Annotated in this window: 27 protein-coding genes and 1 tRNA gene; 19 read left to right on the top strand and 9 right to left on the bottom strand. The window is 65.1% G+C overall.

Features of this window, described 5'->3' with window-relative positions; translation table 11 throughout:
- The first annotated feature begins 104 nt into the window (after positions 1–104).
- From E3T50_RS00260 to E3T50_RS16885, 9 genes are all read left to right on the top strand, one after another.
- Positions 105–320, top strand: coding sequence for a hypothetical protein (locus tag E3T50_RS00260; protein WP_134459023.1), 216 nt, complete (start codon positions 105–107; stop codon positions 318–320).
- Positions 321–335: 15 nt separating this feature from the next.
- Positions 336–929: a nicotinate-nucleotide adenylyltransferase gene (gene nadD, locus E3T50_RS00255; RefSeq protein ID WP_134459025.1), complete on the top strand. Its 594-nt coding sequence runs from the start codon at positions 336–338 to the stop codon at positions 927–929.
- The gene (locus tag E3T50_RS00250; protein WP_134550076.1) at positions 926–1,930 is read left to right on the top strand and encodes a hypothetical protein; all 1,005 of its coding nucleotides are present in this window, start codon (positions 926–928) and stop codon (positions 1,928–1,930) included. Before nadD ends, E3T50_RS00250 begins: the two co-directional genes overlap by 4 nt.
- Positions 1,931–2,054: 124 nt before the next feature.
- Positions 2,055–2,456 (top strand): ribosome silencing factor, encoded by a 402-nt coding sequence (gene rsfS / locus E3T50_RS00245; protein WP_134550075.1) that lies wholly within the window; start codon positions 2,055–2,057, stop codon positions 2,454–2,456.
- 73 nt (positions 2,457–2,529) lie between these two features.
- A tRNA-Ala gene (locus E3T50_RS00240) sits at positions 2,530–2,605 on the top strand.
- Positions 2,606–2,923: 318 nt separating this feature from the next.
- Complete coding sequence (locus E3T50_RS00235; protein WP_134459031.1) at positions 2,924–3,268, top strand: histone-like nucleoid-structuring protein Lsr2; 345 nt, start codon at positions 2,924–2,926, stop codon at positions 3,266–3,268.
- A gap of 36 nt (positions 3,269–3,304) precedes the next feature.
- The gene (locus E3T50_RS00230; protein ID WP_134550074.1) at positions 3,305–3,709 is read left to right on the top strand and encodes a YchJ family protein; all 405 of its coding nucleotides are present in this window, start codon (positions 3,305–3,307) and stop codon (positions 3,707–3,709) included.
- A gap of 113 nt (positions 3,710–3,822) precedes the next feature.
- Positions 3,823–4,020, top strand: coding sequence for a PGPGW domain-containing protein (locus E3T50_RS16890; protein WP_198417916.1), 198 nt, complete (start codon positions 3,823–3,825; stop codon positions 4,018–4,020).
- 3 nt (positions 4,021–4,023) lie between these two features.
- Positions 4,024–4,164, top strand: a complete 141-nt coding sequence (locus tag E3T50_RS16885; protein WP_420898702.1) for a PGPGW domain-containing protein — start codon at positions 4,024–4,026, stop codon at positions 4,162–4,164.
- Between the two features lie 35 nt (positions 4,165–4,199).
- Here E3T50_RS16885 and E3T50_RS00220 read toward each other — a convergent pair whose 3' ends face one another.
- A complete protein-coding gene (locus tag E3T50_RS00220) occupies positions 4,200–4,580 on the bottom strand; it encodes a hypothetical protein (RefSeq protein ID WP_134550073.1) in 381 nt (126 codons plus the stop codon).
- Positions 4,581–4,761: 181 nt separating this feature from the next.
- On the opposite strand from E3T50_RS00220, the gene E3T50_RS00215 reads away from it, so the two are divergent.
- The 6 genes from E3T50_RS00215 to E3T50_RS00190 all read left to right on the top strand — a co-directional run bounded on the left by E3T50_RS00215 (position 4,762) and on the right by E3T50_RS00190 (position 13,627).
- Positions 4,762–5,796, top strand: a complete 1,035-nt coding sequence (locus E3T50_RS00215) for an LLM class flavin-dependent oxidoreductase (protein ID WP_134550072.1) — start codon at positions 4,762–4,764, stop codon at positions 5,794–5,796.
- 132 nt (positions 5,797–5,928) lie between these two features.
- Positions 5,929–8,115 (top strand): glycogen debranching protein GlgX, encoded by a 2,187-nt coding sequence (gene glgX / locus E3T50_RS00210; protein ID WP_134550071.1) that lies wholly within the window; start codon positions 5,929–5,931, stop codon positions 8,113–8,115.
- Positions 8,116–8,126: 11 nt separating this feature from the next.
- Positions 8,127–10,535 carry a malto-oligosyltrehalose synthase gene (treY, locus tag E3T50_RS00205; protein ID WP_134550070.1) on the top strand — a complete coding sequence of 803 codons (2,409 nt, stop codon included), beginning with the start codon at positions 8,127–8,129 and terminating at the stop codon, positions 10,533–10,535.
- Positions 10,532–12,292: a malto-oligosyltrehalose trehalohydrolase gene (treZ, locus tag E3T50_RS00200; protein ID WP_134550069.1), complete on the top strand. Its 1,761-nt coding sequence runs from the start codon at positions 10,532–10,534 to the stop codon at positions 12,290–12,292. The genes treY and treZ overlap by 4 nt, the downstream gene beginning before the upstream one ends.
- A 64-nt stretch (positions 12,293–12,356) precedes the next feature.
- Positions 12,357–12,884, top strand: a complete 528-nt coding sequence (locus tag E3T50_RS00195; protein ID WP_134550068.1) for a hypothetical protein — start codon at positions 12,357–12,359, stop codon at positions 12,882–12,884.
- On the top strand, positions 12,881–13,627 hold the full coding sequence (locus E3T50_RS00190; protein WP_134550067.1) for an enoyl-CoA hydratase/isomerase family protein: 747 nt from the start codon (positions 12,881–12,883) through the stop codon (positions 13,625–13,627). Before E3T50_RS00195 ends, E3T50_RS00190 begins: the two co-directional genes overlap by 4 nt.
- 87 nt (positions 13,628–13,714) lie before the next feature.
- Here the strand turns inward: E3T50_RS00190 and E3T50_RS00185 are convergent, their stop codons facing one another.
- The 7 genes from E3T50_RS00185 to E3T50_RS00155 all read right to left on the bottom strand — a co-directional run bounded on the left by E3T50_RS00185 (position 13,715) and on the right by E3T50_RS00155 (position 22,048).
- Complete coding sequence (locus E3T50_RS00185; RefSeq protein ID WP_478213420.1) at positions 13,715–15,133, bottom strand: HNH endonuclease signature motif containing protein; 1,419 nt, start codon at positions 15,131–15,133, stop codon at positions 13,715–13,717.
- 325 nt (positions 15,134–15,458) lie between these two features.
- Entirely contained in the window at positions 15,459–16,853 is a 1,395-nt protein-coding gene (locus tag E3T50_RS00180) for a DUF2079 domain-containing protein (protein WP_134550065.1), read from the bottom strand.
- Positions 16,854–17,019: 166 nt separating this feature from the next.
- On the bottom strand, positions 17,020–18,417 hold the full coding sequence (locus E3T50_RS00175; RefSeq protein ID WP_134550064.1) for a dihydrolipoamide acetyltransferase family protein: 1,398 nt from the start codon (positions 18,415–18,417) through the stop codon (positions 17,020–17,022).
- The gene (locus E3T50_RS00170) at positions 18,417–19,436 is read right to left on the bottom strand and encodes an alpha-ketoacid dehydrogenase subunit beta (protein ID WP_134550063.1); all 1,020 of its coding nucleotides are present in this window, start codon (positions 19,434–19,436) and stop codon (positions 18,417–18,419) included. Before E3T50_RS00170 ends, E3T50_RS00175 begins: the two co-directional genes overlap by 1 nt.
- Complete coding sequence (gene pdhA / locus E3T50_RS00165; RefSeq protein ID WP_134550062.1) at positions 19,433–20,587, bottom strand: pyruvate dehydrogenase (acetyl-transferring) E1 component subunit alpha; 1,155 nt, start codon at positions 20,585–20,587, stop codon at positions 19,433–19,435. Before pdhA ends, E3T50_RS00170 begins: the two co-directional genes overlap by 4 nt.
- 110 nt (positions 20,588–20,697) lie before the next feature.
- Positions 20,698–21,186 (bottom strand): Lrp/AsnC family transcriptional regulator, encoded by a 489-nt coding sequence (locus E3T50_RS00160; protein ID WP_134550061.1) that lies wholly within the window; start codon positions 21,184–21,186, stop codon positions 20,698–20,700.
- A gap of 7 nt (positions 21,187–21,193) precedes the next feature.
- Positions 21,194–22,048, bottom strand: a complete 855-nt coding sequence (locus tag E3T50_RS00155; RefSeq protein ID WP_241990671.1) for an oxygenase MpaB family protein — start codon at positions 22,046–22,048, stop codon at positions 21,194–21,196.
- Between the two features lie 194 nt (positions 22,049–22,242).
- Between E3T50_RS00155 and E3T50_RS00150 the strand changes: the two genes are divergently transcribed.
- Positions 22,243–22,803, top strand: a complete 561-nt coding sequence (locus E3T50_RS00150) for a YceI family protein (RefSeq protein WP_134550060.1) — start codon at positions 22,243–22,245, stop codon at positions 22,801–22,803.
- 235 nt (positions 22,804–23,038) lie between these two features.
- Here the strand turns inward: E3T50_RS00150 and E3T50_RS00145 are convergent, their stop codons facing one another.
- Positions 23,039–23,329: a DUF4287 domain-containing protein gene (locus E3T50_RS00145; protein ID WP_134550059.1), complete on the bottom strand. Its 291-nt coding sequence runs from the start codon at positions 23,327–23,329 to the stop codon at positions 23,039–23,041.
- Positions 23,330–23,487: 158 nt separating this feature from the next.
- Here E3T50_RS00145 and E3T50_RS00140 point away from each other — a divergent pair, with 158 nt between their 5' ends.
- The 3 genes from E3T50_RS00140 to hxlA all read left to right on the top strand — a co-directional run bounded on the left by E3T50_RS00140 (position 23,488) and on the right by hxlA (position 25,935).
- Positions 23,488–24,522 (top strand): NAD(P)H-dependent flavin oxidoreductase, encoded by a 1,035-nt coding sequence (locus tag E3T50_RS00140; RefSeq protein ID WP_134550058.1) that lies wholly within the window; start codon positions 23,488–23,490, stop codon positions 24,520–24,522.
- A gap of 168 nt (positions 24,523–24,690) precedes the next feature.
- Complete coding sequence (gene hxlB / locus E3T50_RS00135; RefSeq protein ID WP_255454244.1) at positions 24,691–25,272, top strand: 6-phospho-3-hexuloisomerase; 582 nt, start codon at positions 24,691–24,693, stop codon at positions 25,270–25,272.
- Positions 25,273–25,311: 39 nt separating this feature from the next.
- A complete protein-coding gene (gene hxlA, locus E3T50_RS00130) occupies positions 25,312–25,935 on the top strand; it encodes a 3-hexulose-6-phosphate synthase (RefSeq protein ID WP_134550057.1) in 624 nt (207 codons plus the stop codon).
- Positions 25,936–26,099: the final 164 nt, after the last annotated feature.

The following is a 26,099-nucleotide window of genomic DNA, read 5'->3' as shown; positions in this document are numbered from 1 at the left end:
CAGGTCCGGCTAGAATAAATCGACGGCGTGAGTCGCCAGGCCCGCGACCTGTCGCAGCCACCTCAAGCCGTGCCTGACGGGCGCGGCCCGTGAATGGAGAACCGATGTCTTTTGTGAGTGCCGTACTGACCGAGGTCGGGCACGTCGCCCTGCCGTTGCCGATTATCGCGTACCCGCTGGTGGCGGCCGTGCTGTTTCTGGCCCTCGGCGTCGTGGTGTGGAGCTTTCGCGATGTCGCCAATCGCCACAGCGCCAAGGCTAATGCCTACGCCGCCGCGCACGGCGGACACGCTGGAGCCTCCAGCACCGGTGGCCACTAGAAGCCTGATCTTAACGTGACAGTTCGTCGTCCGCGCATCGGCGTGATGGGCGGAACGTTCGACCCCATCCACCACGGTCACCTCGTGGCTGCCAGTGAGGTCGCGCAGAGTTTCGACCTCGACGAGGTTGTCTTCGTGCCAACCGGAGAGCCCTGGCAGAAGAGCGGAGTGACCCGCGGGGAGCACCGCTACCTGATGACAGTAATCGCGACCGCTTCCAATCCGCGCTTCACCGTGAGTCGGGTCGATATTGACCGGGTTGGGCCCACCTACACCATCGACACGCTGCGCGACCTGCACGAAGAACGCCCCGACGCTGAGTTGTTCTTCATTACCGGCGCGGATGCGATCACGCAGATCCTCGGGTGGAAAGACGTGCGGGAGCTCTGGCAGTTGGCACACTTCGTCGCTGTGAGTCGCCCGGGTCATGAGCTGAGCGTTTCGGGTTTACCGAACCAGGACGTAAGCTTACTGGAGGTGCCGGCACTGGCTATTTCGTCCACTGACTGCCGGGCACGCGTCAATCGGGGTTTCCCGGTCTGGTATCTGGTCCCCGACGGGGTTGTCCAGTACATCTCAAAGCATCATCTGTATCGGAGCGTGGCATGACGGTGGGAGACTCTCAGCCGCTCAGCCGACGTCAGGCGCGTGAACTCGCCCGCGACCAGGGCGCCGAAATCGCCGCCGCGCAGGATGGAATTCCGTCCCTCGATGTTCCGGAGCTGGCGCCGGCAGCGCTTCGTCGCGCACCGGCCGGCAGCGCTTCATCGCGACGATCGAGTCGGAATGACATCGTCGAAAGTTCGGACGAGTCCACAGCTGCCGCCGCAGCCAGCGCCAAAACGGCGCCCGCTCCAGCCAAAAACAACCAGTCGGGTCCAGCGTCGCGCATCCTGAGCCGGCGGGAATTGCGCGCTGCACACCAACGCGGGGAAGAAGAAGCGGCCAGCACGTCGGATTTGCCGTCTTCAGAACACCAAGCGGTCGATGCTGAGCTGGTCGAAGCCGAGCTGATCGAAGCCGAGCCGAGAGAACCCGCCGCGGACATCGCCGAACCCGAGCAGATGCACGCCGAACCGGTCGTGAGCGCAAGCTCTAAAACCGATTGGACACCACCCATCGGGCACTGGTCGGTCGACGCGGATGGCGCGCAGGCCGAGATGGCACAGCCCGACCAATCCCTCGACGAACTGATCAATCGCGGTATCGGGGCCGGTGGCATTCCCACGACCACCAACGCGCTCATCTTGCCGGCGATTCCCCACCAGGGCAACAGCGTCAGTCCGATTTCCAATACGGGCGAGATCATGATCACCGGGTCGTTCGACCTGCCGCGCAGTCTCGGCTCGACCGGCGCCCACCCGAATCTGTTCGATTCGTCGGAAATGGACCACATGATGGACCAACTCGACGCCGATCAACTCGGCGGGGACTCGGCCCCGGTCAGCGCAAGTCGCGCCGTCAGCACTCATGCTTCCACGCGGGACATGTTGACCCCGCCCAAGAAACAGCACGCCTCGCTTCCGATAGTCCTGGTTATCACGACGGCCGCCCTGGCCGTCGGTGTTCTAGCGCTCTTCGTGACCGGTTACCTGTTGGGTATTTTCTAGTGGCGCGCCATGCGCGGCCACTTCGCTCCCGCTTCGCGCGCCCGTGCAGCTCGCCTTCTTTCGTTCCCCCCATCATCGCTACGGGTGCATTCTCGCCTCGCGGCACAATCTCAAGGATTCATTCATGACCACCTCACCTCACGCCCTCGAGCTACTCACCATCGCCGTCGCCGCCGCCGACTCGAAGGGAGGGGAAGATCTGGTTGCCCTCGACGTCTCGAACCCGCTTCCCCTGGCCGATATCTTCTTCATCGTCACCGGTCGCTCGGAGCGCAACGTCGTTGCCATCGCCGGTGAGATCGAGGACAAGCTGATCGAGGCCGGTCACAAGCCGCTGCGTCGTGAGGGTCGCGCTGCCGGCCGCTGGGTTCTCGTTGACTTCGGTGACCTGGTCGTGCACGTCTTCCACGAAGAGGAGCGCCAGTATTACTCCCTGGAGCGCCTCTGGAAAGATTGCCCGGTAATCCCGACCGGGATTCCCGCCACGGTGGCGGCAGAAGAGGTCGCGGAAGAGGTCGCGGAGTAGCTTTGGTTTCGCAGATAGCATTCTGTGTTGTAAGCTAACAAAGTTGTTTCGGAGAAATCCGGAACAGCAATCTGGGTCCGTGGCGCAGCTGGTAGCGCACCTGCATGGCATGCAGGGGGTCAGGGGTTCGAATCCCCTCGGATCCACCAGATAGGAAATAGCCCCGACATCGTCGGGGCTATTTTTTTTATTGTTTTCGCTGACGCTTTCTCTGGCCTGCCTTCTTCTGGTCTGGCGTTCTTGTTGAATATTATGAAAACGTCGCCATGACCTGCGCCACGGCAGACGGCGACCTGCAACCGGCCGACTGTGCTCTTGATCCATAGCGCAAGGGAATGATTGCAGAAGAAATATTGCGCGGCGGGTATCGGAAAGGGAGTCGGGCAGCGATAATTCGTTAGTGGTAATGCCACGCCGCGAATGTATCCATCCCGAATATATTCGATCCCTCATTGGAGAATCCCAGAATGAAGAAGACCACGGTTCAACTACTTGACGACCTCAACGGCGCCGTTATCGAGAATGGCGACGGAGCGACAGTTTCCTTTGCCTTTGAAGGCGACTCATATGAGATCGATCTGTCCGCAGAGAATCTTGCTGCATTTCGAGCTGCAATGAAACCGTATACGAATGTTTCACGTCGAGTGGGTTATGTGCCCGCCAAGCCGCGCGTTGCCAGTTCCGCCGGTTCAGATCGGGCCGAATTGCAAGCCATCCGCGCGTGGGCTGCCACGAACGGTATACAGGTATCCGACCGCGGGCGCATCTCTGGCACCGTACGCGAGGCCTTCGCCAACGCACAGGCTAAATAGAAAGCCGACGACGTCACGCAATCTGCGCCACTAAACATGATTGCCCAGGACGAGCGGTGTCCCTGCCTGAGCGGGGAAACCTATTCCGCCTGCTGTGGCCGATTCCATAGCGGTACCACCGTACCGGCCACGGCCGAATGGCTCATGCGGTCGCGGTACAGCGCCTTTTGCTGCGGCAATGCGCAGTACCTGCTGAACACGTGGCATCCGCTCACTAGGCCGGGATCGCTCGAACTGGACGCGCAGCTAACATGGCGACGGCTTGATATCGTACGTACTGAACATGGCGGCCTTCTTGACGAAGAAGGCGTCGTGGAATTCATAGCCCACTATCGTGAAGGGGGCATACCGGGGCAGCAGCACGAGATCAGCCGCTTTCGCAAGGTCGACCGGCAGTGGTATTACCTCGATGCCGCGCCGGATAGTGCGCCTGCCGGATAGTGACGCTGCCGGATAGTGCGGCTGACGGATAGCGTGTGGTACTCGCCACCAGCGACTTTGCCACAGACGCTATTCGGCAGCGACTTCCCAGAAATTTACCTTAGGTCGCGTGAATGTTTGAGCACCTGTCCGGCGATATTGCCAGCGGCAACGACCCCCGGCATCCGGTGCGTCGTGCCCTCCGAAGCGCTCGCGCCTGGGCTGACTGGCATCCCTGCCTACTTTTCGCCTATCGCCTTGGCGTCGGTCTGCTCGGCACGATCATTGTCGCAGTCGGCGTCATTCTGATTCCCTTGCCGGGTCCTGGCTGACTTATCGTCTTTCTGGGCCTGGCCGTGCTCGGAACAGAATTCTCCTCAGCCCGTCGGCTTGGCGCGTTCCTCAAGCGCATTCTCGCGCGAGCCTCGGCCGGGTGGCGCGCACGCCGCGAACGTCGGCTGGTCAGTCCGTCCTGACCGGTCGGGCCGATCGCCATCCGATCCGTGCTCGCTCAGCGCGCGCCGAGAAAGAGTGCCGCCAGGAGCGCGACATACACGACGACGAAGATCGCCGGCGTGAGAAATCGTACGACGTTGACCCACTTTCCCATGGCTACGATGCATTGGGCAAGTGCACTGGGCTGGTCGAGAGCGCGCAGGTCGGCAATGACGGCGAGTCCTTCGTTCGCAGCGGCGATTTGGGCCAGTGCCCCCAGAATGCCCGATGCGAGCAGAATGCCGGCCGTGGCAATGCGCACCGCCGGGTCGGCGGTGGCCAGTCCCACAGCGAGAAAGCCGATGACGGCCGTCAACAAGAACGTGGGCGCTGCCTGAGCGGCAATGATGTGCCCCCGTGCTTTTCCCCAGGCGGTGATCAGGGCGGATTCAGTCATGGTGGTCTCCAGTCGTCGGGTACCGGGCCGGTACGTGGCTCTATTCTGGTGGCTCATGCCGACGGACCGGTTCTGTTCGCCAGGCAAGTCGAGGTTGATGGAATAGCCAATGTCTGGCCGCGGTTGCAGCGCTATATGCTTTTGCATAGAGAAGTCTATTGCTGTGAGAGGCCGTAACCGCGTGACGTACAAACTTGAACTGGGACTCGATACCTTCGGAGACGTCACGTTCGACGGCGACGGGCAACCGCTCGATCAGCCGCAGGTGCTGCGCAACGTCGTGGCAGAGGCCGTTTTGGCCGATCAGGTGGGCCTGGACTTCTTCGGTATCGGAGAGCACCACCGCGCTGATTTCGCCGTCTCCGCTCCTGAAGTTGTGCTCGCGGCCATTGCCGGCCAGACCAGCCAGATTCGACTGGGCTCAGCCGTGACCGTGCTCAGCTCCGACGACCCGGTGCGGGTATATCAGCGATTCGCGACCCTCGACGCCGTGTCGAGCGGGCGGGCGGAGGTCATCCTGGGGCGTGGCTCGTTCACCGAGTCCTTTTCCCTCTTCGGCCTCGACCTGGGCGACTACGAGCAATTGTTTGAAGAGAAACTGGAGCTGTTCACCGAGTTGCTGAAAGAAGCGCCGGTGACCTGGACGGGACAGACCCGGCCAGGGTTGAACAACCAAACGGTGTTTCCACCAACCGAATCCGGTTCGATCAAGACTTGGATCGGTGTCGGTGGCAGCCCCGAATCGGTCATCCGCGCCGCGCACTACGGCATGCCCCTCATGCTCGCCATCATCGGAGGCGCCCCGCTCGCATTCGCACCCCTTGTAGACCTGTATCACCGCGCCCTGGCACAGTTCGAAAAGCCCACGCTGTCGATCGGGGAGCACTCGCCCGGCTATGTCGCCGCGACGGATGCCCAGGCGCGCGAGGAAATGTGGCCGCACTACGAGGCCATGCAGAACCGCATCGGTCAAGAACGCGGTTGGGGCCCCGCCACGCGGGAACGCTTCGAGCAGGATGCCGGCCCCGATGGCGCTGTCTTCGTCGGCTCGCCCGAGACGGTCGCCACCAAGATTGCCACCGTCGTCAAGGGACTGGGCTTGTCCCGCTTCGACCTGAAATACAGCATCGGCACCCTGCCGCACGAGAAGCTCATGAACAGCATCGAGCTCTACGGCACCCGGGTGGCGCCACTAGTGCGCGAGCAGCTCGGCTAAGCCGGCTGGGAGGGCCCCGGTGACCGGATGCCTGTAGCGTATTCTCAAAGCGGTATCCGGTCATGCGTTTGCGCGCTGCCCTGTCGCTGCCCTCGCACGCGACCGTGTCCCATCTTCGTCCCGAGGAGACTCATGGAAACCTGGCCCGGAACCACCTACCCCCTCGGGGCAACGTTTGACGGGAGCGGTACCAACTTCGCCCTGTTCAGCGAAGCCGCCCAACGCGTCGAACTGTGTCTTATCGACGACGACGGCCGTGAGACGCGGGTGGAGGTGCGGGAGTCATCCGCTTTTATCTGGCACTGCTATCTGCCGCTCGTACAACCGGGCCAGCGCTACGGCTATCGGGTGCACGGCGACTACAACCCGGCGGCAGGCAACCGGGCCAACCCGAACAAGCTGCTGCTCGACCCCTACGCCAAGGCGACCACCGGAGCTATCGACTGGGATCCGTCGCTGTTCTGCTACGACTTCGATGACCCCGACGCGCCCAACAACGAAGATTCCGCCGCGCACGTCATGCTCGGTGTGGTCGTGAACCCATTCTTCGACTGGACCGACGACCGGTCTCTGCGCACTCCATACAGTTCGTCGTTCATCTACGAGGCCCACGTCAAGGGACTCACCCGGCTGCAAGAGTTGGTGCCCGAATCCCAACGTGGCACGTACGCCGGGCTGGCGCACCCGTCGGTCATCGATCACTTGCAAAAGCTCGGCGTGACCGCCATCGAGCTGATGCCGGTGCACCAGTTCGTCAACGACGGCACTTTGATGGAGCAGGGCCTCAATAACTACTGGGGCTACAACACCATCGGATTCTTCGCGCCGCACAACGCATATTCATCGACCGGTGACCTGGGCCAACAGGTGCAGGAATTCAAGGGAATGGTGCGCAGCCTGCACGCCGCTGGCATCGAAGTCATTCTCGATGTGGTCTACAACCACACCGCCGAGGGCGATCATATGGGGCCAACCCTGTCGTTCAAGGGGATCGACAATGAGGCCTACTACCGTCTCATGGACGACGATAAGCGCTATTACATGGACTACACCGGTACCGGAAACACCCTCAATGTGCGCCACCCGCACGTGCTTCAGCTCATCATGGACTCTCTGCGGTACTGGGTCACTGAGATGCACGTCGACGGCTTTCGGTTTGATCTGGCCTCCGCCCTGGCCCGCGACCTGTATGACGTCGACAAGCTCTCCACCTTCTTCGAGCTCGTGCAGCAGGACCCGATCGTCTCGCAGGTCAAGCTCATCGCCGAGCCGTGGGACGTGGGGCCCGGCGGCTACCAAGTGGGTAATTTTCCCTCGCAGTGGTCGGAGTGGAACGGCCAGTACCGCGACACCGTGCGGGATTTCTGGCGCGGCGAGCCCTCGACACTCGGCGAGTTCGCCTCCCGCATCGCCGGCTCGGCCGACCTCTACGAGCACTCCGGGCGCCGGCCGATGGCCTCGATCAACTTCGTCACCGCTCACGACGGCTTCACGATCGCCGATCTGGTCTCCTACAACGAGAAGCACAATGAGGCCAACGGTGAAGACAACAAAGACGGCGAGTCGCACAACCGGTCGTGGAACTCCGGCGCTGAGGGTGCCACTGACGATCCCGACATTCGCAGCCTGCGCGCCCGGCAGGCACGCAATTTCATCGCTACCCTGCTGCTCTCGCAGGGGGTACCGATGCTGCTGCACGGCGACGAACTCGGCCGCACCCAGCTGGGGAACAACAACACCTACGCCCAGGATTCCGAACTGAGCTGGGTGCACTGGGATGAAGCGGATGGTCCGCTGATCGAATTCACGGCGGCCGTTTCCCGCCTGCGCAAGGAGCACCCGACGTTCCGGCGCAGCCGGTTCTTCGATGGGCGCCCCGGCAAGCGGGTGGCAGGGGAATCGCTGCCCGACATCGTCTGGCTGAACACCGACGGTGAGCCGATGGCGTCAGAAGACTGGGACGCCAACCTTGCCCGCACGGTCGCCAAGTTTCTCAACGGAGCCGGAATCCGCGAGCGGGACGTGCGCGGCCACGACGTCACTGATGTCAATTTTCTGCTCTTGTTCAACGCAGACGCCGAGGATGTCGACTTCGTGCTCCCGCCCGACGAGTACGCCCCGGCCTGGGAGATTGTGGTTGATACTGCGGGCGTGGGTGCCGATTCCATTGCCCACCCGGCCGGGGCGATTCAGACGGTGGTCGGCCGTTCGCTCGTAGTATTACGCGCGTATCAGGAACCCGAAATAGCGCCGGATCACTCCGTGGCGGCTTCGCTGGCCGTTACCACCGGGCTCATCACCCTGCCCGGTCGCAGCTGAAGGCCGGACCGGTGACCTTCGACACACACCGATCGGCGACGGGGCCCGTAGCCGGGCCGCTGTCGACCTATCGCCTGCAGATCACGGCCGGCTTCGACCTCGATGCGGCCGCGAACATCGTCGGCTATCTTCGCGATCTCGGCGCCGACTGGGTCTACCTGTCGCCGCTGCTCAAAGCCGAAGCCGGATCGGATCACGGTTACGACGTCGTCGACCACTCCCTGGTCGACCCCGCGCGGGGCGGGGCGGATGCCCTGGACCGGCTGGCGACGGCGGCGCACCAGGCCGGCCGGGGCATACTCGTCGACATCGTTCCGAACCATGTGGGGGTCGCGACCCCGGCGCACAACGCGTGGTGGTGGGATCTGCTGCAGAACGGCGAGCAGTCCCGCTATGCCGAGGCCTTCGACGTGGACTGGGCGTTCGGCCACGGCAAGATTCGCATCCCCGTCCTCGGTGACCCGGAATCCGGTGACGATGAAGGCGGCACTGTCCGTGGCGCGCTCGACCGGCTTGAACTCGTCGACGGCGAGCTTCACTACTTCGACAATCGCTTTCCGCTGGCTACCGGAACCGCCGACGACGGTGCCAGCCCGGCCGACGTGCATGATCGGCAGCACTACGAACTCGTGAACTGGCGGCGGGCCGACGCCGAGTTGAACTATCGCCGGTTCTTCGCCGTGAACAGCCTGGCCGGCATCCGCGTCGAGGTGCCGTGGGTGTTTGACGAGTCGCACCGAGAAATTTTGCGCTGGGTGCGAGACGGTCTTGTCCAGGGGTTGCGGGTCGACCACCCCGACGGCCTCGCCGACCCGGCCGGCTACCTCGACGTGCTTCGCCGGGCCACCACGGGCACCTACGTGCTGGTTGAAAAAATTCTTGAGGGGCGTGAGCAGTTACCAACGAGTTGGGCGGCGGCCGGCACCACCGGATACGACGCCCTCGCCGACGTCGACCGGGTACTTGTCGATCCGGCCGGCCAAAACGCCCTCGATGCCCTCGAGGCACGGCTGCACGGCGGCGACGCCCCCGCGTGGGCCGACCTGGTCTACCGCAACAAGCGCGCGGTGGCCGACGGCATTCTGCGCTCCGAGGTGCTGCGAATCTCACGTCTCGTGCAGAACGACGATCATAGCGTCGGCGACACCGCCGACGCCGTGGCCGACCTGCTGGCCTGGTTTCCGGTGTACCGCTCCTACCTGCCCGTGGGCGGGGACAACCTGCAGGCGGCGGCGCGGTGGTCGACAGCGCACCGCCCCGACCTGCAGGTCGAGATCGACCGGCTGCTGCCCCTGCTGGGCGACCCGGGGCATCCGGCGGCCGTGCGCTTTCAACAGACCTCGGGCATGGTCATGGCCAAGGGTGTCGAAGATTGCGCCTATTACCGGTTCAGCCGGCTGACCTCGCTCAATGAGGTCGGTGCCGATCCCGACGAGTTTGCCGTATCGGTCGCAGACTTTCATGACCGACAACGCACGCGCGAGGCGGCTTTTCCGCGCTCGATGACGACCCTGTCGACCCACGACACCAAACGTGGCGAAGACGTGCGCGCGCGCATTGCGGTGCTCGCCGAGATACCCGCCGAGTGGGAGGCCGGGTTCGAGCAGCTCCGGGCGGGGCACCCGCTCGCAGATGCCCCCTTCGAGAACCTGCTCTGGCAGGCGATCGTCGGTGCCTGGCCGGCCAGCCGGGAGCGGCTCGCGGCCTACGCCCTCAAAGCGGCCCGGGAAGCCGGGACCTCGACCACCTGGACGCAGCCGAACGTCGATTTCGAAGCGGCCCTCGACGAGCTTGTCACTTCCGCCGTCCAGTCGGGGTCGACCCGCGACCTCGTCACCGGCCTGGTCACGCGCGTGCAACACGCCGGCTGGAGTAATTCGCTCTCGCTCAAGCTGATGCAGCTGACCATGCCGGGAGTTCCCGACGTATATCAGGGGAGTGAGCTGTGGGAGACCTCGCTCGTGGATCCCGACAACCGTCGGCCGATCGACTACGAGCTGCGCCGCGAGCTGCTGACCCGCATCGACAGCGGATGGCTCCCTTCCATCGACGAGAGCGGCGCGGCCAAGTTGCTGGTCACGTCTCGTGCCCTGCGGCTGCGCCGCGACCGGCCAGATAGCTTCACCCGCTACGCCCCGGTACCCGCATTCGGGGCGGCCGCGGGTCACGTCGTGGCATTCGACCGCGGGGGAGCGATCACGCTGGCTACGCGGCTGCCGATCGGGTTGCTGACTGCTGGCGGCTGGGGCGACACGACGATCGCCGTGGCCGGCCGCAGCTACATCGATGTGCTCACGCAGGAGAGCTTCGATGGCCCGATTCTGCGTGTCGGCGACCTGCTCGCGCGTTACCCGGTGGCGCTGTTGGTGGCCGCCGATGACCGAACAGCCCTACCCACCCCCACGGGACGACACGCATGAACGATCAGGAATTTTCCGTCTGGGCGCCCGACGCGCGGGCGGTGCAGGCGCAATTGGGCCAGGACAGGCTCGAGCTGGTGGCGCGGGATGACGGGTGGTGGGAGCTGCCGGCATCCGCTCGCCTCGGCGTCGCCGGCACCGGCGACGTGGACTATGGGTTCATCGTCGATGGGCGCGGGCCGTTCGCCGACCCGAGATCACGGCGCCAGCCCGCCGGGGTGCACGCCCTGTCACGTACCTTCGACGCCTCCGCCCATGTCTGGCACGACACGAACTGGACCGGCCGCCAGCTCGCCGGCGCCATCATCTACGAACTGCACCTCGGAACCTTCACCCCGGAGGGAACCCTCGAAGCGGCCGCCGGCCGGCTCGATCACCTGCAATCGATCGGGGTCGATTTCGTTGAACTGTTGCCGGTGAATGCCTTCAACGGCACGCACAACTGGGGCTACGACGGCGTGCTCTGGTACGCCGTGCACGAGGGCTACGGCGGCCCCGCCGCCTATCAGAATTTTGTCGACGCCTGCCACCAGCGCGGCATCGGCGTCATTCAGGACGTCGTCTACAACCACCTCGGGCCTAGCGGCAACTACCTGCCCGAGTTCGGTCCGTACCTGAGCGAGGCCGCCGGTAACACCTGGGGATCCTCGCTCAACCTCGACGGGCCGCACTCCGACCCGGTGCGCCGATACATTCTCGACAACGCGCTGATGTGGCTCGGCGACTACCACGTAGATGGCCTGCGCCTCGATGCGGTGCACGCGTTGCGCGATGCGAGGGCCACCCACCTGCTCGAGCAACTCGCCGTGGAGGTCGCCGCGTTGAGCGTCGAAACGGGGCGACCCCTCACCCTGATCGCCGAATCCGACCTCAACGACCCCCGACTCGTCACGCCGCGCGAGGCCAACGGCTATGGCCTCGACGCACAGTGGAGTGATGACTTTCATCACGCCGTGCACGTCGCCCTGACCGGCGAAACCACCGGCTACTACGCCGATTTCGAACCGCTCGGCGCCCTCGCCAAGGTGCTCACCCACGGGTTCTTTCACGACGGAACGTACTCGAGCTTTCGGGAGCGCACCCACGGCCGCCGCATCGACCTCGAGCGGATGCCCACCTGGCGGCTGGTCGTCGCCTCCCAGAACCACGACCAGATCGGGAACCGTGCCGTCGGCGACCGACTGAGCGGGCAGCTCGATACCGGCCAGCTCGCGATTGCGGCCGCGTTGACCCTGCTCGGACCATACACGCCGATGTTGTTCATGGGTGAAGAGTGGGGAGCCACGACGCCGTGGCAATTCTTCACCTCGCATCCCGAACCCGAGCTCGGCGCCGCCACGGCCACCGGCCGCATCAACGAGTTCGCCCGCATGGGCTGGGATCCGGCGCAGGTACCCGACCCGCAAGATCGGCAGACCTTCGAGCGCTCCAGACTCGACTGGAACGAGGCCGCCGAACCCGAACATGCCCGCCTGCTCGGGTTCTATCGCGAGCTGGCCGTGCTGCGACGCACCCATCCGGATTTCACCGACCCCCGATTCGACCAGATCGCCGTTGCATTCGATGCGAACGAGGGGTGGTTGCGGCTGCACCGTGGCAACACTAAGATTTTGTTCAATCTCGGTGCGCAGTCAGTGCGCGTGCCCGCCGGTGCGGGAGAGGTCGTGTTGTCTTTCGCGACCGGTGACCAAGCCGTGCGGGGCCGGCTGCCCAACGCCGTGCAGCTGGCCCCGCACTCCGTCGTCATCCTCGCCTGATCCGGTCTGGCAAGATAGGGCTCACCGCTGCACGAACAGGCAGCAGACGGGTGAGGAACCACGCATGGGATCGTTTCTGTCGCCGACAACGACCGCCGCACTGGAGCGATTGCTCGCGCTGCAAGCAGATGTCGACTGCGCGCCCCTAGAACGGCTGCGCGCCATCCGCGCCCTGCAGAGCGCGCTCGAGCACGACCCAGCCACGCTCGTCGCCGTTCGCGACGCCCGCACGGCCGCGAAATCATGGGACGAGATCGCCGACGCGACCGGGCTCAAGGCCCCGGCCGCCAAATGGCGCTGGGGTGGCACCGACGATGAGATCAGCGCCCGCCTGGAAGCGGGCCGCAAGCGTTCGGTGCGGCCGAGCAGTGTTCCGACCGGCCTTCCCGGCCTGTCCGTCGCTGAGGCTGCTGCCGCGCGCGGCGTCAGCGCCCAGGCCATCTATCTGCAGGTGCGCCGCGGCACCCTGGTCAGCCGCACCGTGACCTTGCCCGACGGTCGCAGCTACAAACGTGTCTTTCCAGTTGCTGCCCCCGGTGCCAATCTCAGCGCCGATCTGACCCCAGACTTCAATGGAGACGTCCCGCAATGACCAATATGCCGACCACCCTGACAATCGACCGCCGCGCCGACCGGGTGCACGTCGAGCTCAACCGGCCCGACGTGCGCAACGCGATCGACCAGAGAATGATCGAGGAGTTGCACGCGATCTGCGCCGAGCTCGAGCAGCAGCCGCGCATCCTCATCATCAGCGGCGCGAACGGTGTCTTCGCGTCGGGCGCCGACATCGCCCAACTGCGCGAACGCCGCCGCGACGACGCGCTGCTCGGCATAAACTCCGGGCTGTTCTCCCGCATCGCGAAGCTGCCGATGCCGGTCATCGCCGCGATCGACGGCTGGGCACTCGGCGGCGGCGCCGAGCTCGCCTACGCGGCCGACTTTCGCATCGCGTCAACGAGTGCCCGGCTCGGCAATCCAGAGACAGCGCTCGGCATCCTGCCCGCCGCCGGTGCGCTCTGGCGCCTGGCCGAGCTGGTCGGAGAGCCAGTGGCCAAGGAGATCATCCTGGCCGGGCGCATCCTGAGTGCCGCGGAGTGCCTGGCCGTGCACCTGGTTACCGCGGTGCACGACCCCGACGACCTGCTGGCCGCCGCACACGCGCTGGCCGACCGCATTGCCGCACAGGACCCGCTCGCGACGCGCCTGGCCAAGGAGGTTTTCCATGCGCCGCGCGCGTCGCATCCGCTGGTCGACAACGTCGCCCAGTCGATCCTGTTCGAGTCCGACGCCAAATTCACCCGAATGGATGCCTTCCTCGCCCGTCGCAAGCGCTGACTCGGCTCAAGTCCGCGGGCTGGGAGCGCGCCGCGCGATGGAGTCCTGGCTTCCGAACATTGAGATCGGCACTTGAGCACACGCATGCTAGATGCGCCAGGGTGGATCAGCACTGGGGGAGCTGGTGCTGGTGCTGGTGTTGGCGCGGTGGGTGCGGGCTGGTCGCCAGGTTTGGGTGGGGTCCCAGATGAGTGGTCCTTGTATCTGGGGTCTTCCTCGGACCATGCGGATTTTCCATCCGGCGGTGTCGATGGTGTGGTGGTGGTACCAGCATAAAAGGGTGCCGTTACCAATGTTGGTGGGTCCGTTTTGCTGCCAGGGGGTGACGTGGTGTACTTCGCACCAGCGGGCCGGGATGGTGCAGCCGGGGATGATGCAGCCCTCGTCGCGGGCGGCAATGGCAGCGCGTTGCCTGGGGGTGAAGCAGCGGAGTGTGTCGCCGAGGTTGAGGACGTTGCCGTTCTGGCCGAGCAGTACTTGTTGGTAGCCGCCGGCGCAGATGAGTTCACTGACGCGGCGGAAGCTGAGGGGGGCGTCGACGCCGTCGATCCAGCCGACGCCGCGGCCGTGTTCGAGGTCGACCGCGTTGATGTGCACCATGACGGTGGGGGCGGCGCCGCCCATGGTCGGGGTGTGGGGGTCGCGGGCGGCGGATTCGAAGATGGTGCGGAGGATGTCGGCGCGTTTCTCCCCGCCGGTGCGACGGTCGCCGTCGAATCTGTCATCGCCGCTGAACGGTTCGTCGCTGAACGGCTCAGTGCCGGTGCCGGTGCCGGTGCCCACACCAGGTTCGCCGTTGAGCAGTTCGGTTGGCAGAAACCTGGGTGTGGTCGACCGCGCCGACAGGTAGGTGTCGAACAGGGTGTCCATGATGCCGCGGAGCTCGGGGGTGACGTCGGCGCGCAGCGGGTAGAGCCCATTGCGGAGCAGCCCGAACGTGAGGGTGCTTGTCGCTTCGACGGCGTCGTCATTGGGGGCGGTGCCGTCAGGGTCGAGGCGCCCTTGCCACTCCAGGGCTTGGGCCCGCAGCAGGTCGGGCGCGAAGCGGATCCCCGCGCCGGGTAGCCCGGCGGTGTCTGGGGTGATGGCGCCGGTCGCCGAGGCGACGAGGGCGCGTTCGACCCGGTCAAGGTCGTCCTGCCCGACCCGGCCGTGCAACGCGCTCAGGGTGCTGGCGATGATCTCCGCCGACTCGATGCCGAGGTCGCCGCTGTTGAGGCCGGCGGCGATGACCCGGTAGCGGGCCGGCACCGGCAGCCCGNGGGCAGGCACCGGCAAGCCAAGCGGCGTGCGTTCCACCGCGGTCTCGCCAAGCTTCAGACGCCGTTTGGCTTCGCGGGCGGAGATGCCGGCGAGGTGGCTGATGAAATCGACCCGGTTGCGGCATCCGTTCCTGTAGGCGAGCGACCCGGTGCCGAGGTCGGTCTCGGCACGGGCGCCGATGTCGGTGGTGGCTCGGAGCCTGGCCCCATCAACCTTGCGACCGAGAGCTTCCAGGGCTGCCATTACCGCGATGGCTTCGGTGTCGTCGAGGTGACCAAACCGCACCCCGTCCAACGCTGCAGCCAGAATCGCACCGGCTTGGGTAATTGCCGCGACCCGAGAAACCTCGGGATCCGGCACGGAGTCGGCTGCGGCGGGCGGGGCGGTGAGGGTCATGGCGGCGGTGCCTCCTTCACCCACAATTCTACCGCGATTCGCCCTCAAAAACGATAAAATCTCAGGCAAACTATGATGTCTTATAAGAGTTGTCTACGACTAGCGAAGCGAGAGCGGGTCCCTGGTCTACCAGGGACCCGCCGTTCGGGCCGCGCCCGAAAATCACAGCGGGTCAGCGAGTCCGATTTTCTGAGCGCGCGATCTCGTAACCGCCGGCGGCATAGATCGTCGTGAACGTCACCCCGGGATGCAGGGCCTCGGCCACGATTTGCGCCGACGTCCATTCAGCAGGCAGACCGCCGGCTGCAAGGTCGATCACGAGGTAGTCCGGCCGGGGATTCTTGTTGCCGAGCCAATAGACATCCGTTCGTTCCACGAGATAGTTCATGAGCCCGATGTCTGATTCGACCCGGGCACCATCGGGAACAACCCGGAGGGCGGCGGTCGCGGCAGCGGCGCGATCCGTCGAAAAGTTGACCGGGACATTCGTCAATCTGAACAGTGGCAGCGTCGTGGCGAGCACCAGCGCAGCAACAATCGACACCGCTGCCGCCTGCCTCCCATAGCCGCGCAGCCAGCGCCGCCGACTCGTGCGCACGAGGGTGATGCCGTCGAGGGCCGCGCAGAACGCGATCGGCATGAGCACGGCGCTGTACTGCCAGGTGGGACCCCAGTAGCCCGTGTTGTCGGAGAGAAAGCGCCAGGCGAGCGTCGGGAGGAGTACGAGCGCGAGCGGTGACCGCACCGCGATGACTCCGGAGGCTAGCAGGAGCAGCCCCAGGGTCATGCTCTTCTGCGGCTGAATCGCGGCGGCAGGGTCGCCCAGAATGCCGGGCAGGTCGATGCTGCTCGAATATTCCCAGGCCCCGTGCGGGTTGAGCAGCGGCAGAATGATCAGGCTTGCCAGCGCGAACCAGCCCACGCCCCAAACGGCCAGCCAGATGCCGAGGGGTCGACGGCTGCGCACGGCCAGCACGATGCCGAGGGCCGCTACGGTCAGTCCGAGGTCCTCCTTCACGAACACGAGCGGCATCGCCCAAATCAGACACGGCACCCACTTGCGGCGGAGAAAGGCGGTCAGCGATAACGCCAGCAGTGGTACGGCAAATGCTATTTCGTGGAACTGCGCCTCCACCGCACCCTGCAGACCCCAGCTGAACGCAAATGCGAACCCGAACAGCGTGCCGGTTCGGGGCCCGAGCAGCCGAATGGCACCGTCGGTCAGGGCCGCAGCGGCGAGCCCGAACAGTGCGTTCTGCGCCACCAACAGGGTGAAGGCGTGCGGGAATAGAGCGAAAATCGGTCCGAGCAGTACCAACAGCGGATGAAAGTGGTCACCGAGAAGGATGAAACCCTCGCCCTTGATCGTGACGATCGGAGCCTCGAACGCGGCGTATTGCCGGGCCAGCTGCGTGAAGATGCCAAGGTCCCAGGAGGGTGTAGCGAAACTGTGCCATTGCAGGGCCGACAACACGGTGTAAACCGCGGTGGTCACGATCCCGACGCCGGCTGGTAGCAGGAGCGGCCGTAGCGCGGGCCGGAGGTCACCGGCGCGTATTCCCCTCATTCGACCACGGTAACGCACCGGGTCATTCGCCCTTGCAGAGTTCCTGGGCGACACGGGACCTCATCGGGCCGGGTCACACGTCCCTGCCGTCTGACATCTGGGTATCGCCCGGATCATCCTCATGGCGCCTTCGACTCCCCGTGCGAAGGTGTTTCTTCCGTGGGTGTCACAGATCGGCCAGCAGGCTCACCGGGCTTTCGATGCAGCGGGCCACAAAGGTGAGAAACCCGGCGGCGGTTCCGCCATCGCAGACACGGTGATCGAACACCATCGACAGTTCCACGACGGTGCGTACCGCGAGTTCGTGGTCGACCACCCACGGCCGCTCGATCATGCGTCCGATTCCGAGGATCGCCGCCTCCGGGTGGTTGATGATCGCGGCCGAGCCATCGACGCCGAGAGACCCGAAGTTGTTCAGGGTGAAGGTTCCGCCGGTGAGCGCGCTCGGCGCAAACGTGCCGTCCGGGGACTGCGCCACGAGCTCCGTCAGGGAATCGCGCAACTGCCGCGTGCTCATGGCGTGCGCGCCGTGGATGACGGGAACCATCAGCCCGCGCGAGGTCTGCGCGGCAATGCCGAGATTCACCGCGCCGTGCTGCAGAATTTCCTGGCTCGCGGTATCGACTGAGGAATTGAGCACTGGAAATTGGCGCAAACCGGCCACGGCGAAGCGCGCGATGAGCGTCGTCACGCTGAACCGCTCACCGGTCGCATGCAGCAGCTGATCGCGGGCCGCGAAGAGGGCGGTCGCATCGACATCAAGCCAGATAGTGGCCTCGGGAATTTCCCGCCGCGACGTGCTCAGTCGCTGGGAGACAGCCTTACGCAGCCCGGAGATGGGAATGCGGATGTCGGCGCTCACCTCGTTGCGGGCGGTGGGTGCCGAGTGGGCAAGCGGCATCGCCACGTCGGAGGCCGGCGCCGACGACGCGGTCTGTGCGCGAATATACCCCTCGACGTCGCTGCGCAGCACGAGAGCGGTGCGCCCGCTACCGGCATCGCCGCTGCCGGCCAGCATGCTCGCGTCAAAGCCATTGTCGCGGGCGAGTCGCCGCACGATCGGCGACACAACCGGGGAGCGGCGAGCCGGGTCGAGAATGACCGGCGAAGCGGATGCCGGCGCCTCGGTCGAAGGCGGGGCATCCGCTGCCCCGGGGCTGGGAACGTTCGGCGTGCCGGCGCTGCCGAAACGACCGGCGGCTCCCGGTCGCGCCGGCCGCGTACTCTCGGTGGTGCCGTAGCCCACGAGGACCGCTCCGGAGCCTTCGGACGGTGCGCCGGTCGCCGCGACGGCCGGAACCCCCACCACGTCACCGGCCCCGATCGATGCGTCGGCCACCGTCAGCAGAACCTGCCCGGCGTGTATGACCTGCCCGGGTTCACCGAACAGGCTCGCCACGACGCCACCGTAGGGCGACGGCAGCTCAACGATCGACTTGGCCGATTCCACCTCGACCACGGCCTGGTCGATGACAATTGTGTCGCCGGGAGCGACCAGCCAGGCCACAATCTCCGCCTCGGTCAGGCCCTCACCCAGGTCGGGCAATAGAAATTCGCGGCTCATCAGGACCACTCCCAGGTCGACAGTGCGGAGAGAATGCGGTCGGGAGTCGGCAAGAAGTACTCCTCGAGTTTGGGCGACGGGTAGGGAATGTCGAAGCCGGTGATGCGCAGAATCGGTGCGGCCAGGTAGAAGAAGTTGCGCTCGGTCAGGCGCGCGGCCACCTCGGCGCCGTAGCCGCCGAACTGCGCTGCCTCGTGCACGACGGCGGCCCGCCCGGTCTTGCGAACGGATGCCCCCACCGTTTCGTCATCGAACGGTGACAGGCTGCGCAGGTCGATGACCTCGATCGAGAGTCCCTCCGCGACAGCCTGCACGGCCGTGGCGAGGGCCGTTTTCACGGTCGGCCCATAGGCAATGAGCGTGACATCGGTGCCCTCCCGCAGCACGACCGCCCGGTTCAGGGGCTCGGTCTGCACCGGCAGGGCCAGCTCGGCCTTGCTCCAGTATCGGCTCTTCGGCTCCATGAAAATCACCGGGTCGTCGCTTGCAATGGCCTCGCGCAGCATGGAATAGGCGTCGGCCGGGTTCGACGGGCTTACCACGGTCAGTCCGGGCGTCGCCGTCCAGTAGGCCTCGGAGGAATCGGAGTGGTGTTCTACCCCGCCGATGTCGCCGGCGTACGGAATGCGAATGACGATCGGCAGCGGGATCTTGCCGCGCGTGCGGTTGCGCATCTTGGCCACGTGCGACACGATTTGCTGAAAGGCCGGATAGCTGAATGCGTCAAACTGCATCTCGACGACCGGACGCAGGCCGTACATGGCCATGCCGATCGCGGTACCCACAATGCCCGCCTCGGCCAGCGGTGAGTCGCTCACCCGGGTTTCGCCGAATTCGGCGTAGAGCCCGTCGGTGACGCGAAACACGCCGCCGAGCGGGCCGACGTCTTCGCCGAACAACACGATGGAAGGATCATCGACCATCGCATCGCGAATGGCCGCGTTGAGGGCGGCGGCCATGGTGAGGTTGTCCGGCGGGCGCACGGCCGTACCGGTGTCCAGGGTCGGCTGCGGGCTCATCGGCTGTTCTCTTCGTTCGAGGCGCTGCTCAGTGCAGCGGATGCGGCGGCATCGCCGTCGATTTCGGCCGCCAGAACGGCGCGCTGCTCGGCGAGGGCGGCGCGGGGAGTGGAATAGACGTGCTCGAACAGTTCCAGCGGATCGATGACGGCCTGCTCGCTCATACAGTCTCGGGTGGTCGTGGCGAGTTGCTCCGCGGCCGCCACGATGTCGGCGCGCACCTCTGCGGTGAGGGCGCCCTGCGCAACGAGGTACTTCTCCAGGCGTTCGATCGGGTCGCGGTTGCGCCACAGGTCGACGTCGGCGGTCTTGCGATAGCGGGTGGGGTCATCCGAGTTGGTGTGTGCCTCGATGCGGTAGGTCAGGCCCTCGATCAGGGTGGGGCCGCCGCCGCTGCGAGCGCGGTCCATAGCCGCCGAGACGACGGCGTACATGGCGGCGACGTCGTTGCCGTCGACGTAGTAGCCGGGCATGCCGTAGCCGATCGCCTTGTCCGCGATGGTGCGGCAGGCCATCTGCTTGTCGAGCGGCACGCTGATGGCGAACTGATTGTTCTGCACGAGGAAGACGACGGGAGCCTGCCAGACGGCGGCGAAGTTGAACGCCTCGTGCGCGTCGCCCTCGCTCGTGGCGCCGTCGCCCAGCAGGGTGAGCGCCACGGTGTCGTCACGCTTGAGCTTCGACGCGGTGGCGAGGCCGACGGCGTGCAGCGCCTGGGTGGCCAGCGGCGTAGCCTGCGGGGCGATGCGGTGCTTGGGATAGTCGTAGCCGCTGTGCCAGTCGCCGCGGAACGAGGCAAGGATGTCTTTGGGCTCGACCCCCCTGGTGAGCAGCGCAATGCTGTCGCGGTAGGTCGGAAACAGCCAGTCCTGCGGGGCGAGCGAGGCGACGGCCGCGATCTCGCAGGCTTCCTGGCCGAGCGCGGAGGGATAAGTGGCGAGGCGACCCTGCCGGGTGAGTGCGGTGACCTGCACATCGAACCGGCGGGCCACGACCATCTGTCGGTAGAGGCCGAGCAGCGTCGCAAGAGCCGGCAGGGTGAATCCGCCGCTCTCACTTTCGGCGACCGCGTGACCGGTGTCATCGATCAAACGAAGGGGTGGGGGTGCGGGCACGGCGGTCAGGCTCCGGCTCTCGACATTGAGGCTCATGAGGCAATGGTGCGCCCTTTTTCGAGCGGTGCGCTGCGCTTTTTCGTAGTTGTGAACGATTGGCCGACCAGATCGCCCACAACGACCACGTGGCACGATTGAGATGTGAATTAGTGCCAGGCGTCCGGGGTTGCGCCAGGCGCATGCCCGATGATCTCGTCGAGGATGAGATGTGATCGGGTGGAAATCACCCCGGGCATGGTGTGGATATCACGCAGAATGGCCTGGCTGAGCTGTTCGTGGTCGGGAGCGCTCACCGTGAGGATGATGTCGATGTCGCCGCTCACGGCCTGGGCTTTCTCCACAAAGGGCAGTGCGGCCAATTGCGCGGCAATCTCGCCCCAGGCCACATCGCCGATCTTCACGACCACGAGCGCCGACACGTTGAGGCCGAGCGCCTTACGGTCGGTCTGGGCGCCGAAACCGGTGATCACGCCGTGGCTGATCAGCTTCTGCACCCGGGTATGGGCAGCGGTGCGGGATATGTGCACCTGCAGGGCCAGTTGGCGCATCGAGAGTCGCCCGTCGAAGCTGAGCTCGGCGATGATCTGGCGATCAACGCCGTCGAGTCCGGGGTGGGGGATCTGTTGTTGCGTCATTGGACTCTCACAGTATCGGCGACGTGGCCGATTCGTGTGGCCCTGCGGTGCGCGGGTCTGCCGTGAGCCCGGCGGATTTGCGCAGCCCGCGCAGATAATGATTCTTGGGCCAATGGCGCAGCACCCGTGGCAGGCGGGGATAGATCACGCGGATGCCGCTCAGCACCCGATCGAAGCGCCTCTGGCGCCGCCTGGACCAGGGGAGTTCGAACAACACCCGAACCCGTGACGGTAGCAGTCCGGCGGTCAGGAGGCGGGCCAGCGGCAGGGCGGCCCGGTACCAGAGCGGAGCCGTGCGCGAATGCAGCAGCTCGAACGCGACCGCACGGGTGGTGGCATCCGTTTTCAGCAGCCGCAGTTGCTCATTCCAATACCGGCGAAACGCGATGCGGTCGGCCGGCCACAGTTCCGGCGGCACCTGCAGCGCGGTGCCGAGGTGGGAGTAGTCCCGGTACACCGCGTCGGCGCTCTCCTCGTCGAGCGGGCCGTACACCAGGCTGTGCAGGTGGGTGGCCGATTCGTACAGCGTCGCGGCGACCCAGAGCTGCAGCTCGGGGGTGAACGCGTTGTACCCGGGTGAGGTGCCGGTTGAATGGACGGGAACGTGCGCGTGGTTCACCCGCGCCGCCATGGTGGCAGCAAGCTCCGCATCGCCGAAGACGATGGCGTAGACGTAGCTGAGCGTGCCGTTCAGTCGATCGAGCGGTCGATCGGCGAAATGACTGTGCTCGGCCACGCCGTGGCCGATGGCCGGATTGGCCAGCTGCAGCAGGATGGCCCGGCCTCCGGCGGCAATCAGGATGCCCTCACCCGCGACTCCCGTCATGCTCGGGGCCATCGTGCGGGACCGACGTTTGCTCACAGCTACCTCCCAATAAACACGCAGAACCCCGTGACACGCTGAGTGTATTCTGTCGGCCTGCATGCAGGCCCGGTCTGAACGTGCGATCAGGAGGAGATGAATTCTTGTCTTCTCGGGAATACGACTGTCTTCTATGCGCTTGCATGTATCCGAGGGCGACAATTCTTGGGCCCACACACTGGAGGAGAATTTCTATGAGCGAGACCACCGTAACGAGCATCCCCGGCTTCAAGGCCGGGTCCTGGACAATCGACAAGACCCACAGCTCGGTGAGCTTCAGCATTCGCCACATTGTCATCAGCAAGGTCAAGGGCACCTTCGAAGACTTCGACGCGACCTTCGTGACCGGCGAAAACCCGCTCGAGACGAGCGTCACCGCCTCGGCCAAGGTCGTCTCCATCAACACCAACGAGCCCAGCCGCGACGGTCACCTCCGCACCGGCGAATTCTTCGACGCCGAGACGTACCCGACGATCGACTTTGTGTCGACCGGTGTGCGCGAAGTCAAGGGGGAGTACCTCGTCGATGGCAACATCACCATCAAGGGCGTCACCAAGCCGGCCACCTTCGAGCTCGAGTTCGGCGGCTTCGGCGGAGACCCCTACGGAAACTACAAGTTCGGTGCCACGGCCAAGACCGAGGTCAACCGTGAAGACTTCGGCCTCACCTACAACGCCGCCCTCGAAACCGGCGGCATGCTGCTCGGCGACAAGGTCACCATCACCCTCGAACTGCAGGCCGCGCTCAACGCGTAACCCGTAGCTTTCTAGCAGGGCCCCACCTCGGTGGGGCCCTGCTCTCGTTAACCTGCCGTGACCGGGATGAGGGGCATCCGGTCACGTCGCCGTCAGTGTCGGCGGCCAGCAGCTGCGGAGCCAGCACGCCCAGGTCGCCCAGCCCACTGCAGTACGGCGGGTGAGACAGAGACGGAAGTCATCTCCGCAAGCCACGCGCTGGCCGCGAACTGCTGCGCGCTGCGTCTGCCGAGGCTCAGACCGGGCGGGCGTCCTTGCCATCGAGCCACAACTCGACAGTCTCGTCGCGGTGTACGCCATCTGAGCCAACATGTTTCTCGCTGATCGTCGCACCATTTTTGATGACATAGACGAGGGCCATGGCGTGGCCGCGACCCAGTCCGTAGTCGGCCTTGAGCCAGTCGATGATGGCACCGGCCTTCGTGGGCGGTGCGTCGAGGCCACGTTCGTGCGCGAGGGCGACCAGCGCGCGCGGCGTGAACCCCGTCTTCTCTTCGATCGCGGTGAGGTAAGCCTGAAATGACATGGGGTCTCCTGACGTCGGGGCGCACTCGTCAGTATGCGGGAGCCGGTACCGCGGGGCTAGGGTGAAATGATGCCCGTGCATTAATCCCGGCGCGCAACGAGCATAAGATCGCCGATCCAGTCATTAGAACAATGCTCTAACAAAACGAGGAGATTCCCGTGTTCACACTGAACAACCTGGAGATTCCGATTCTCGCGGCCCCCATGGCCGGCGGCGCCTCAACGCCCAACCTCGTGGTCGCCGTGGCGGACGCTGGCAGTCTCGGCTTTCTGGCGGGCGGCTACAAAACCCCGCAGGCGCTGGCCGAGCAGGTCTTTGACGTGCAACAGCGCACCGAGAATGTCTTTGGCGTCAACCTGTTCGTACCGCAGTCGCCCCTGACCGATCGGGGCGCCGTCCTGGCCTACCGCGACGCACTGGCACATGAGTACAAAACTGCGTTCTCCGAAATTGTCGCCGAGGACGACGACTGGTTCGCCGAGAAGGTGGCCGTGGTCATCGAGTATCAGGTTCCGGTGGTCTCCTTCACCTTCGGATTGCCTCCGGCAGATGTGGTGACACGGATGCACGCGGCCGGGTCGTACCTGATCGCCACGGTCACCTCGGTTGAGGAAGCTCTCCAAGCGGTCAAGCGTGGAGTCGACGCACTCTGCGTGCAGGGTCCGGAAGCCGGCGGACACCGGGCGACCTTTCAGACGCAGGGCGAACCGGGCGCCCTGGCATTGGGCGAGCTCTTGACCGCGATTCGTGCGGAGGCGGCACTGCCCCTGATCGCGGCGGGCGGCATCCATTCGGGGGAGCAGATCGCCGCGCTGCTCGCGACCGGTGCCGAGGCCATTCAGCTGGGCACGGCCCTTCTGCGCACCGACGAATCGGGCGCGACCCAGGCCCATAAAGACGCGCTGGTCGAGTCGCGATTCACCGAGACAGTAATCACCCGCGCTTTCTCGGGTCGTCCGGCGCGCGCCCTGCTGAACGCCTTCATCGTCGACCACGGCGATAACGCACCGAGCGAGTACCCCCAGGTGCATCACCTCACCAAGGGTCTTCGTGCGGATGCTGCCCGCCGGGGTGACGCCGACGGGCTCGCCCTCTGGGCCGGCACCGGGTACCGCGCTGCGACCGCGGGTTCAGCCCAGTCTGTCCTTAAGGCTCTCTGGGTCGAGGCAACAGCGGCGATCGCTCGCCGTTAGCCGTGCGACAGCTCAGCTGGGCGTCCAGCGGTCGCGGCAGCCAGTTTGAGTCAGGTTCTTCCGCGGACTGCAGACTGGATTGCCGTGTTTGGGTGTTGCCGCCACGGCCGTAGTGAACAAGAATTGGGGTGGGTCTGGCGGCCCGGTGGGGCAACAGAGGAGACGTTCGTGACTGAGCACGCCGAGCACGCGCAGACAGCCCTGAGCGCCAATCTGGTTCTCGTTCGGGCGGAACTCGACGCCATGACGGACAGATATGACATCAATCGCGCCGAACCTTTTATCGGGTTGATTCAGCAGGCGAAGCGCGTCTTTGTCATCGGTACCGGGCGGAGCGGATTGGTGTTGGAGATGGCTGCGATGCGCCTGATGCACCTGGGGCTGACCGTGCATGTGGTGGGGGAATCTACGACGCCGGCGATCCGATCCGGTGATCTGTTACTGGCCGCCTCAGGGTCTGGAACGACGTCGAGCGTGGTTCGGGCGGCGAAGACGGCGTCGCGTCTGGGGGCGAAGGTCGCGGTGTACACCACTGATGAGTCTTCAGCCCTGGCTATCCTGGCTGACTGTGTCTTCCTCATCCCCGCGGCCAAGAAAACGGATCGTCGCGCGGTGCTCTCCAAACAGTATGCGGGCAGCCTGTTCGAACAGGCGCTGTTGATTACTACCGAAGTCGTATTTCAGACTCTGTGGGATCGTCATGGCAGTTCAGCCGATGAGTTGTGGCCGCGGCACGCCAACCTCGAGTAGTTCCACCACCACCACCACCACCACCAGAGAGAGAATCCCATGAAACTACAAGTTGCAATGGACGTGCTCACGCTCGAGGATGCGCTCGCTCTCGCGGGCAAAGTTGCCCCGTACGTCGACATCATCGAACTCGGCACCCCGCTGGTGAAGAATGCCGGGCTGGCGGCCGTGACTGCCGTGAAGAAGGCGCACCCGGACAAGATTGTTTTTGCAGATCTGAAAACCATGGATGCCGGTGAGCTCGAGGCAGACATCGCTTTCTTGGCCGGTGCAGATCTCGTCACCGTGCTCGGTGTTGCGGATGACTCCACTATCGCGGGCGCCGTCAAGGCCGCCCAGGCCCACGGCAAGGGAATTGTCGTCGACCTCATTGGCGTTGCCGACAAGGTCACTCGCGCTAGGGAGGCCTTGGCGCTGGGAGCAAAGTTCGTGGAGTTCCATGCGGGCCTCGATGAGCAGGCCAAGCCAGGGTACGATTTGAGCGTTTTGTTGACCGGCGGCGCGGAAGCTGGGGTGCCTTTTTCCGTGGCAGGTGGTGTGAACTTGGACACGATTGGCCGGGTGCGCGAGGCTGGCGCGGAGGTTGCCGTTGCCGGGGGTTCCATTTATGGTGCCGCGGATCCCGCCGCGGCTGCCAAAGAGCTGCGGGCTGCAATGGGCTGACCCACCACATCGGGGCCGTTTGCGGAACGCAGCTCGCGCTGCGCTGACTAGGTGTTCTTCCCACGGTGGTTGTGTGCGTGGCGAGTTGTAAAAAGGTGAGGACCTCCTGTATCGATTGGGTTACCACACTCACTCGATGCCACGGAGGCCCTCATCTCTCACGT

The organism is Cryobacterium gelidum (assembly GCF_004403985.1).
Lineage (GTDB): Bacteria > Actinomycetota > Actinomycetes > Actinomycetales > Microbacteriaceae > Cryobacterium > Cryobacterium gelidum.
This window is presented reverse-complemented; position numbering and strand designations above follow the sequence as displayed.

Coding starts and splice junctions, on each gene's coding strand:
- E3T50_RS00175 (WP_134550064.1), bottom strand. CDS start 18,417: ATGAGCCGCGAATTTCTATTGCCCGACCTGGGTGAGGGCCTGACCGAG.
- treZ (WP_134550069.1), top strand. CDS start 10,532: ATGAACGATCAGGAATTTTCCGTCTGGGCGCCCGACGCGCGGGCGGTG.
- E3T50_RS00150 (WP_134550060.1), top strand. CDS start 22,243: ATGAGCGAGACCACCGTAACGAGCATCCCCGGCTTCAAGGCCGGGTCC.
- E3T50_RS00220 (WP_134550073.1), bottom strand. CDS start 4,580: ATGACTGAATCCGCCCTGATCACCGCCTGGGGAAAAGCACGGGGGCAC.
- E3T50_RS00260 (WP_134459023.1), top strand. CDS start 105: ATGTCTTTTGTGAGTGCCGTACTGACCGAGGTCGGGCACGTCGCCCTG.
- E3T50_RS00190 (WP_134550067.1), top strand. CDS start 12,881: ATGACCAATATGCCGACCACCCTGACAATCGACCGCCGCGCCGACCGG.
- E3T50_RS16890 (WP_198417916.1), top strand. CDS start 3,823: ATGTTTGAGCACCTGTCCGGCGATATTGCCAGCGGCAACGACCCCCGG.
- E3T50_RS00170 (WP_134550063.1), bottom strand. CDS start 19,436: ATGAGCCCGCAGCCGACCCTGGACACCGGTACGGCCGTGCGCCCGCCG.
- E3T50_RS00235 (WP_134459031.1), top strand. CDS start 2,924: ATGAAGAAGACCACGGTTCAACTACTTGACGACCTCAACGGCGCCGTT.
- glgX (WP_134550071.1), top strand. CDS start 5,929: ATGGAAACCTGGCCCGGAACCACCTACCCCCTCGGGGCAACGTTTGAC.
- E3T50_RS00195 (WP_134550068.1), top strand. CDS start 12,357: ATGGGATCGTTTCTGTCGCCGACAACGACCGCCGCACTGGAGCGATTG.
- E3T50_RS00145 (WP_134550059.1), bottom strand. CDS start 23,329: ATGTCATTTCAGGCTTACCTCACCGCGATCGAAGAGAAGACGGGGTTC.
- E3T50_RS00230 (WP_134550074.1), top strand. CDS start 3,305: ATGATTGCCCAGGACGAGCGGTGTCCCTGCCTGAGCGGGGAAACCTAT.
- pdhA (WP_134550062.1), bottom strand. CDS start 20,587: ATGAGCCTCAATGTCGAGAGCCGGAGCCTGACCGCCGTGCCCGCACCC.
- E3T50_RS00160 (WP_134550061.1), bottom strand. CDS start 21,186: ATGACGCAACAACAGATCCCCCACCCCGGACTCGACGGCGTTGATCGC.
- E3T50_RS00180 (WP_134550065.1), bottom strand. CDS start 16,853: ATGAGGGGAATACGCGCCGGTGACCTCCGGCCCGCGCTACGGCCGCTC.
- rsfS (WP_134550075.1), top strand. CDS start 2,055: ATGACCACCTCACCTCACGCCCTCGAGCTACTCACCATCGCCGTCGCC.
- hxlA (WP_134550057.1), top strand. CDS start 25,312: ATGAAACTACAAGTTGCAATGGACGTGCTCACGCTCGAGGATGCGCTC.
- E3T50_RS00250 (WP_134550076.1), top strand. CDS start 926: ATGACGGTGGGAGACTCTCAGCCGCTCAGCCGACGTCAGGCGCGTGAA.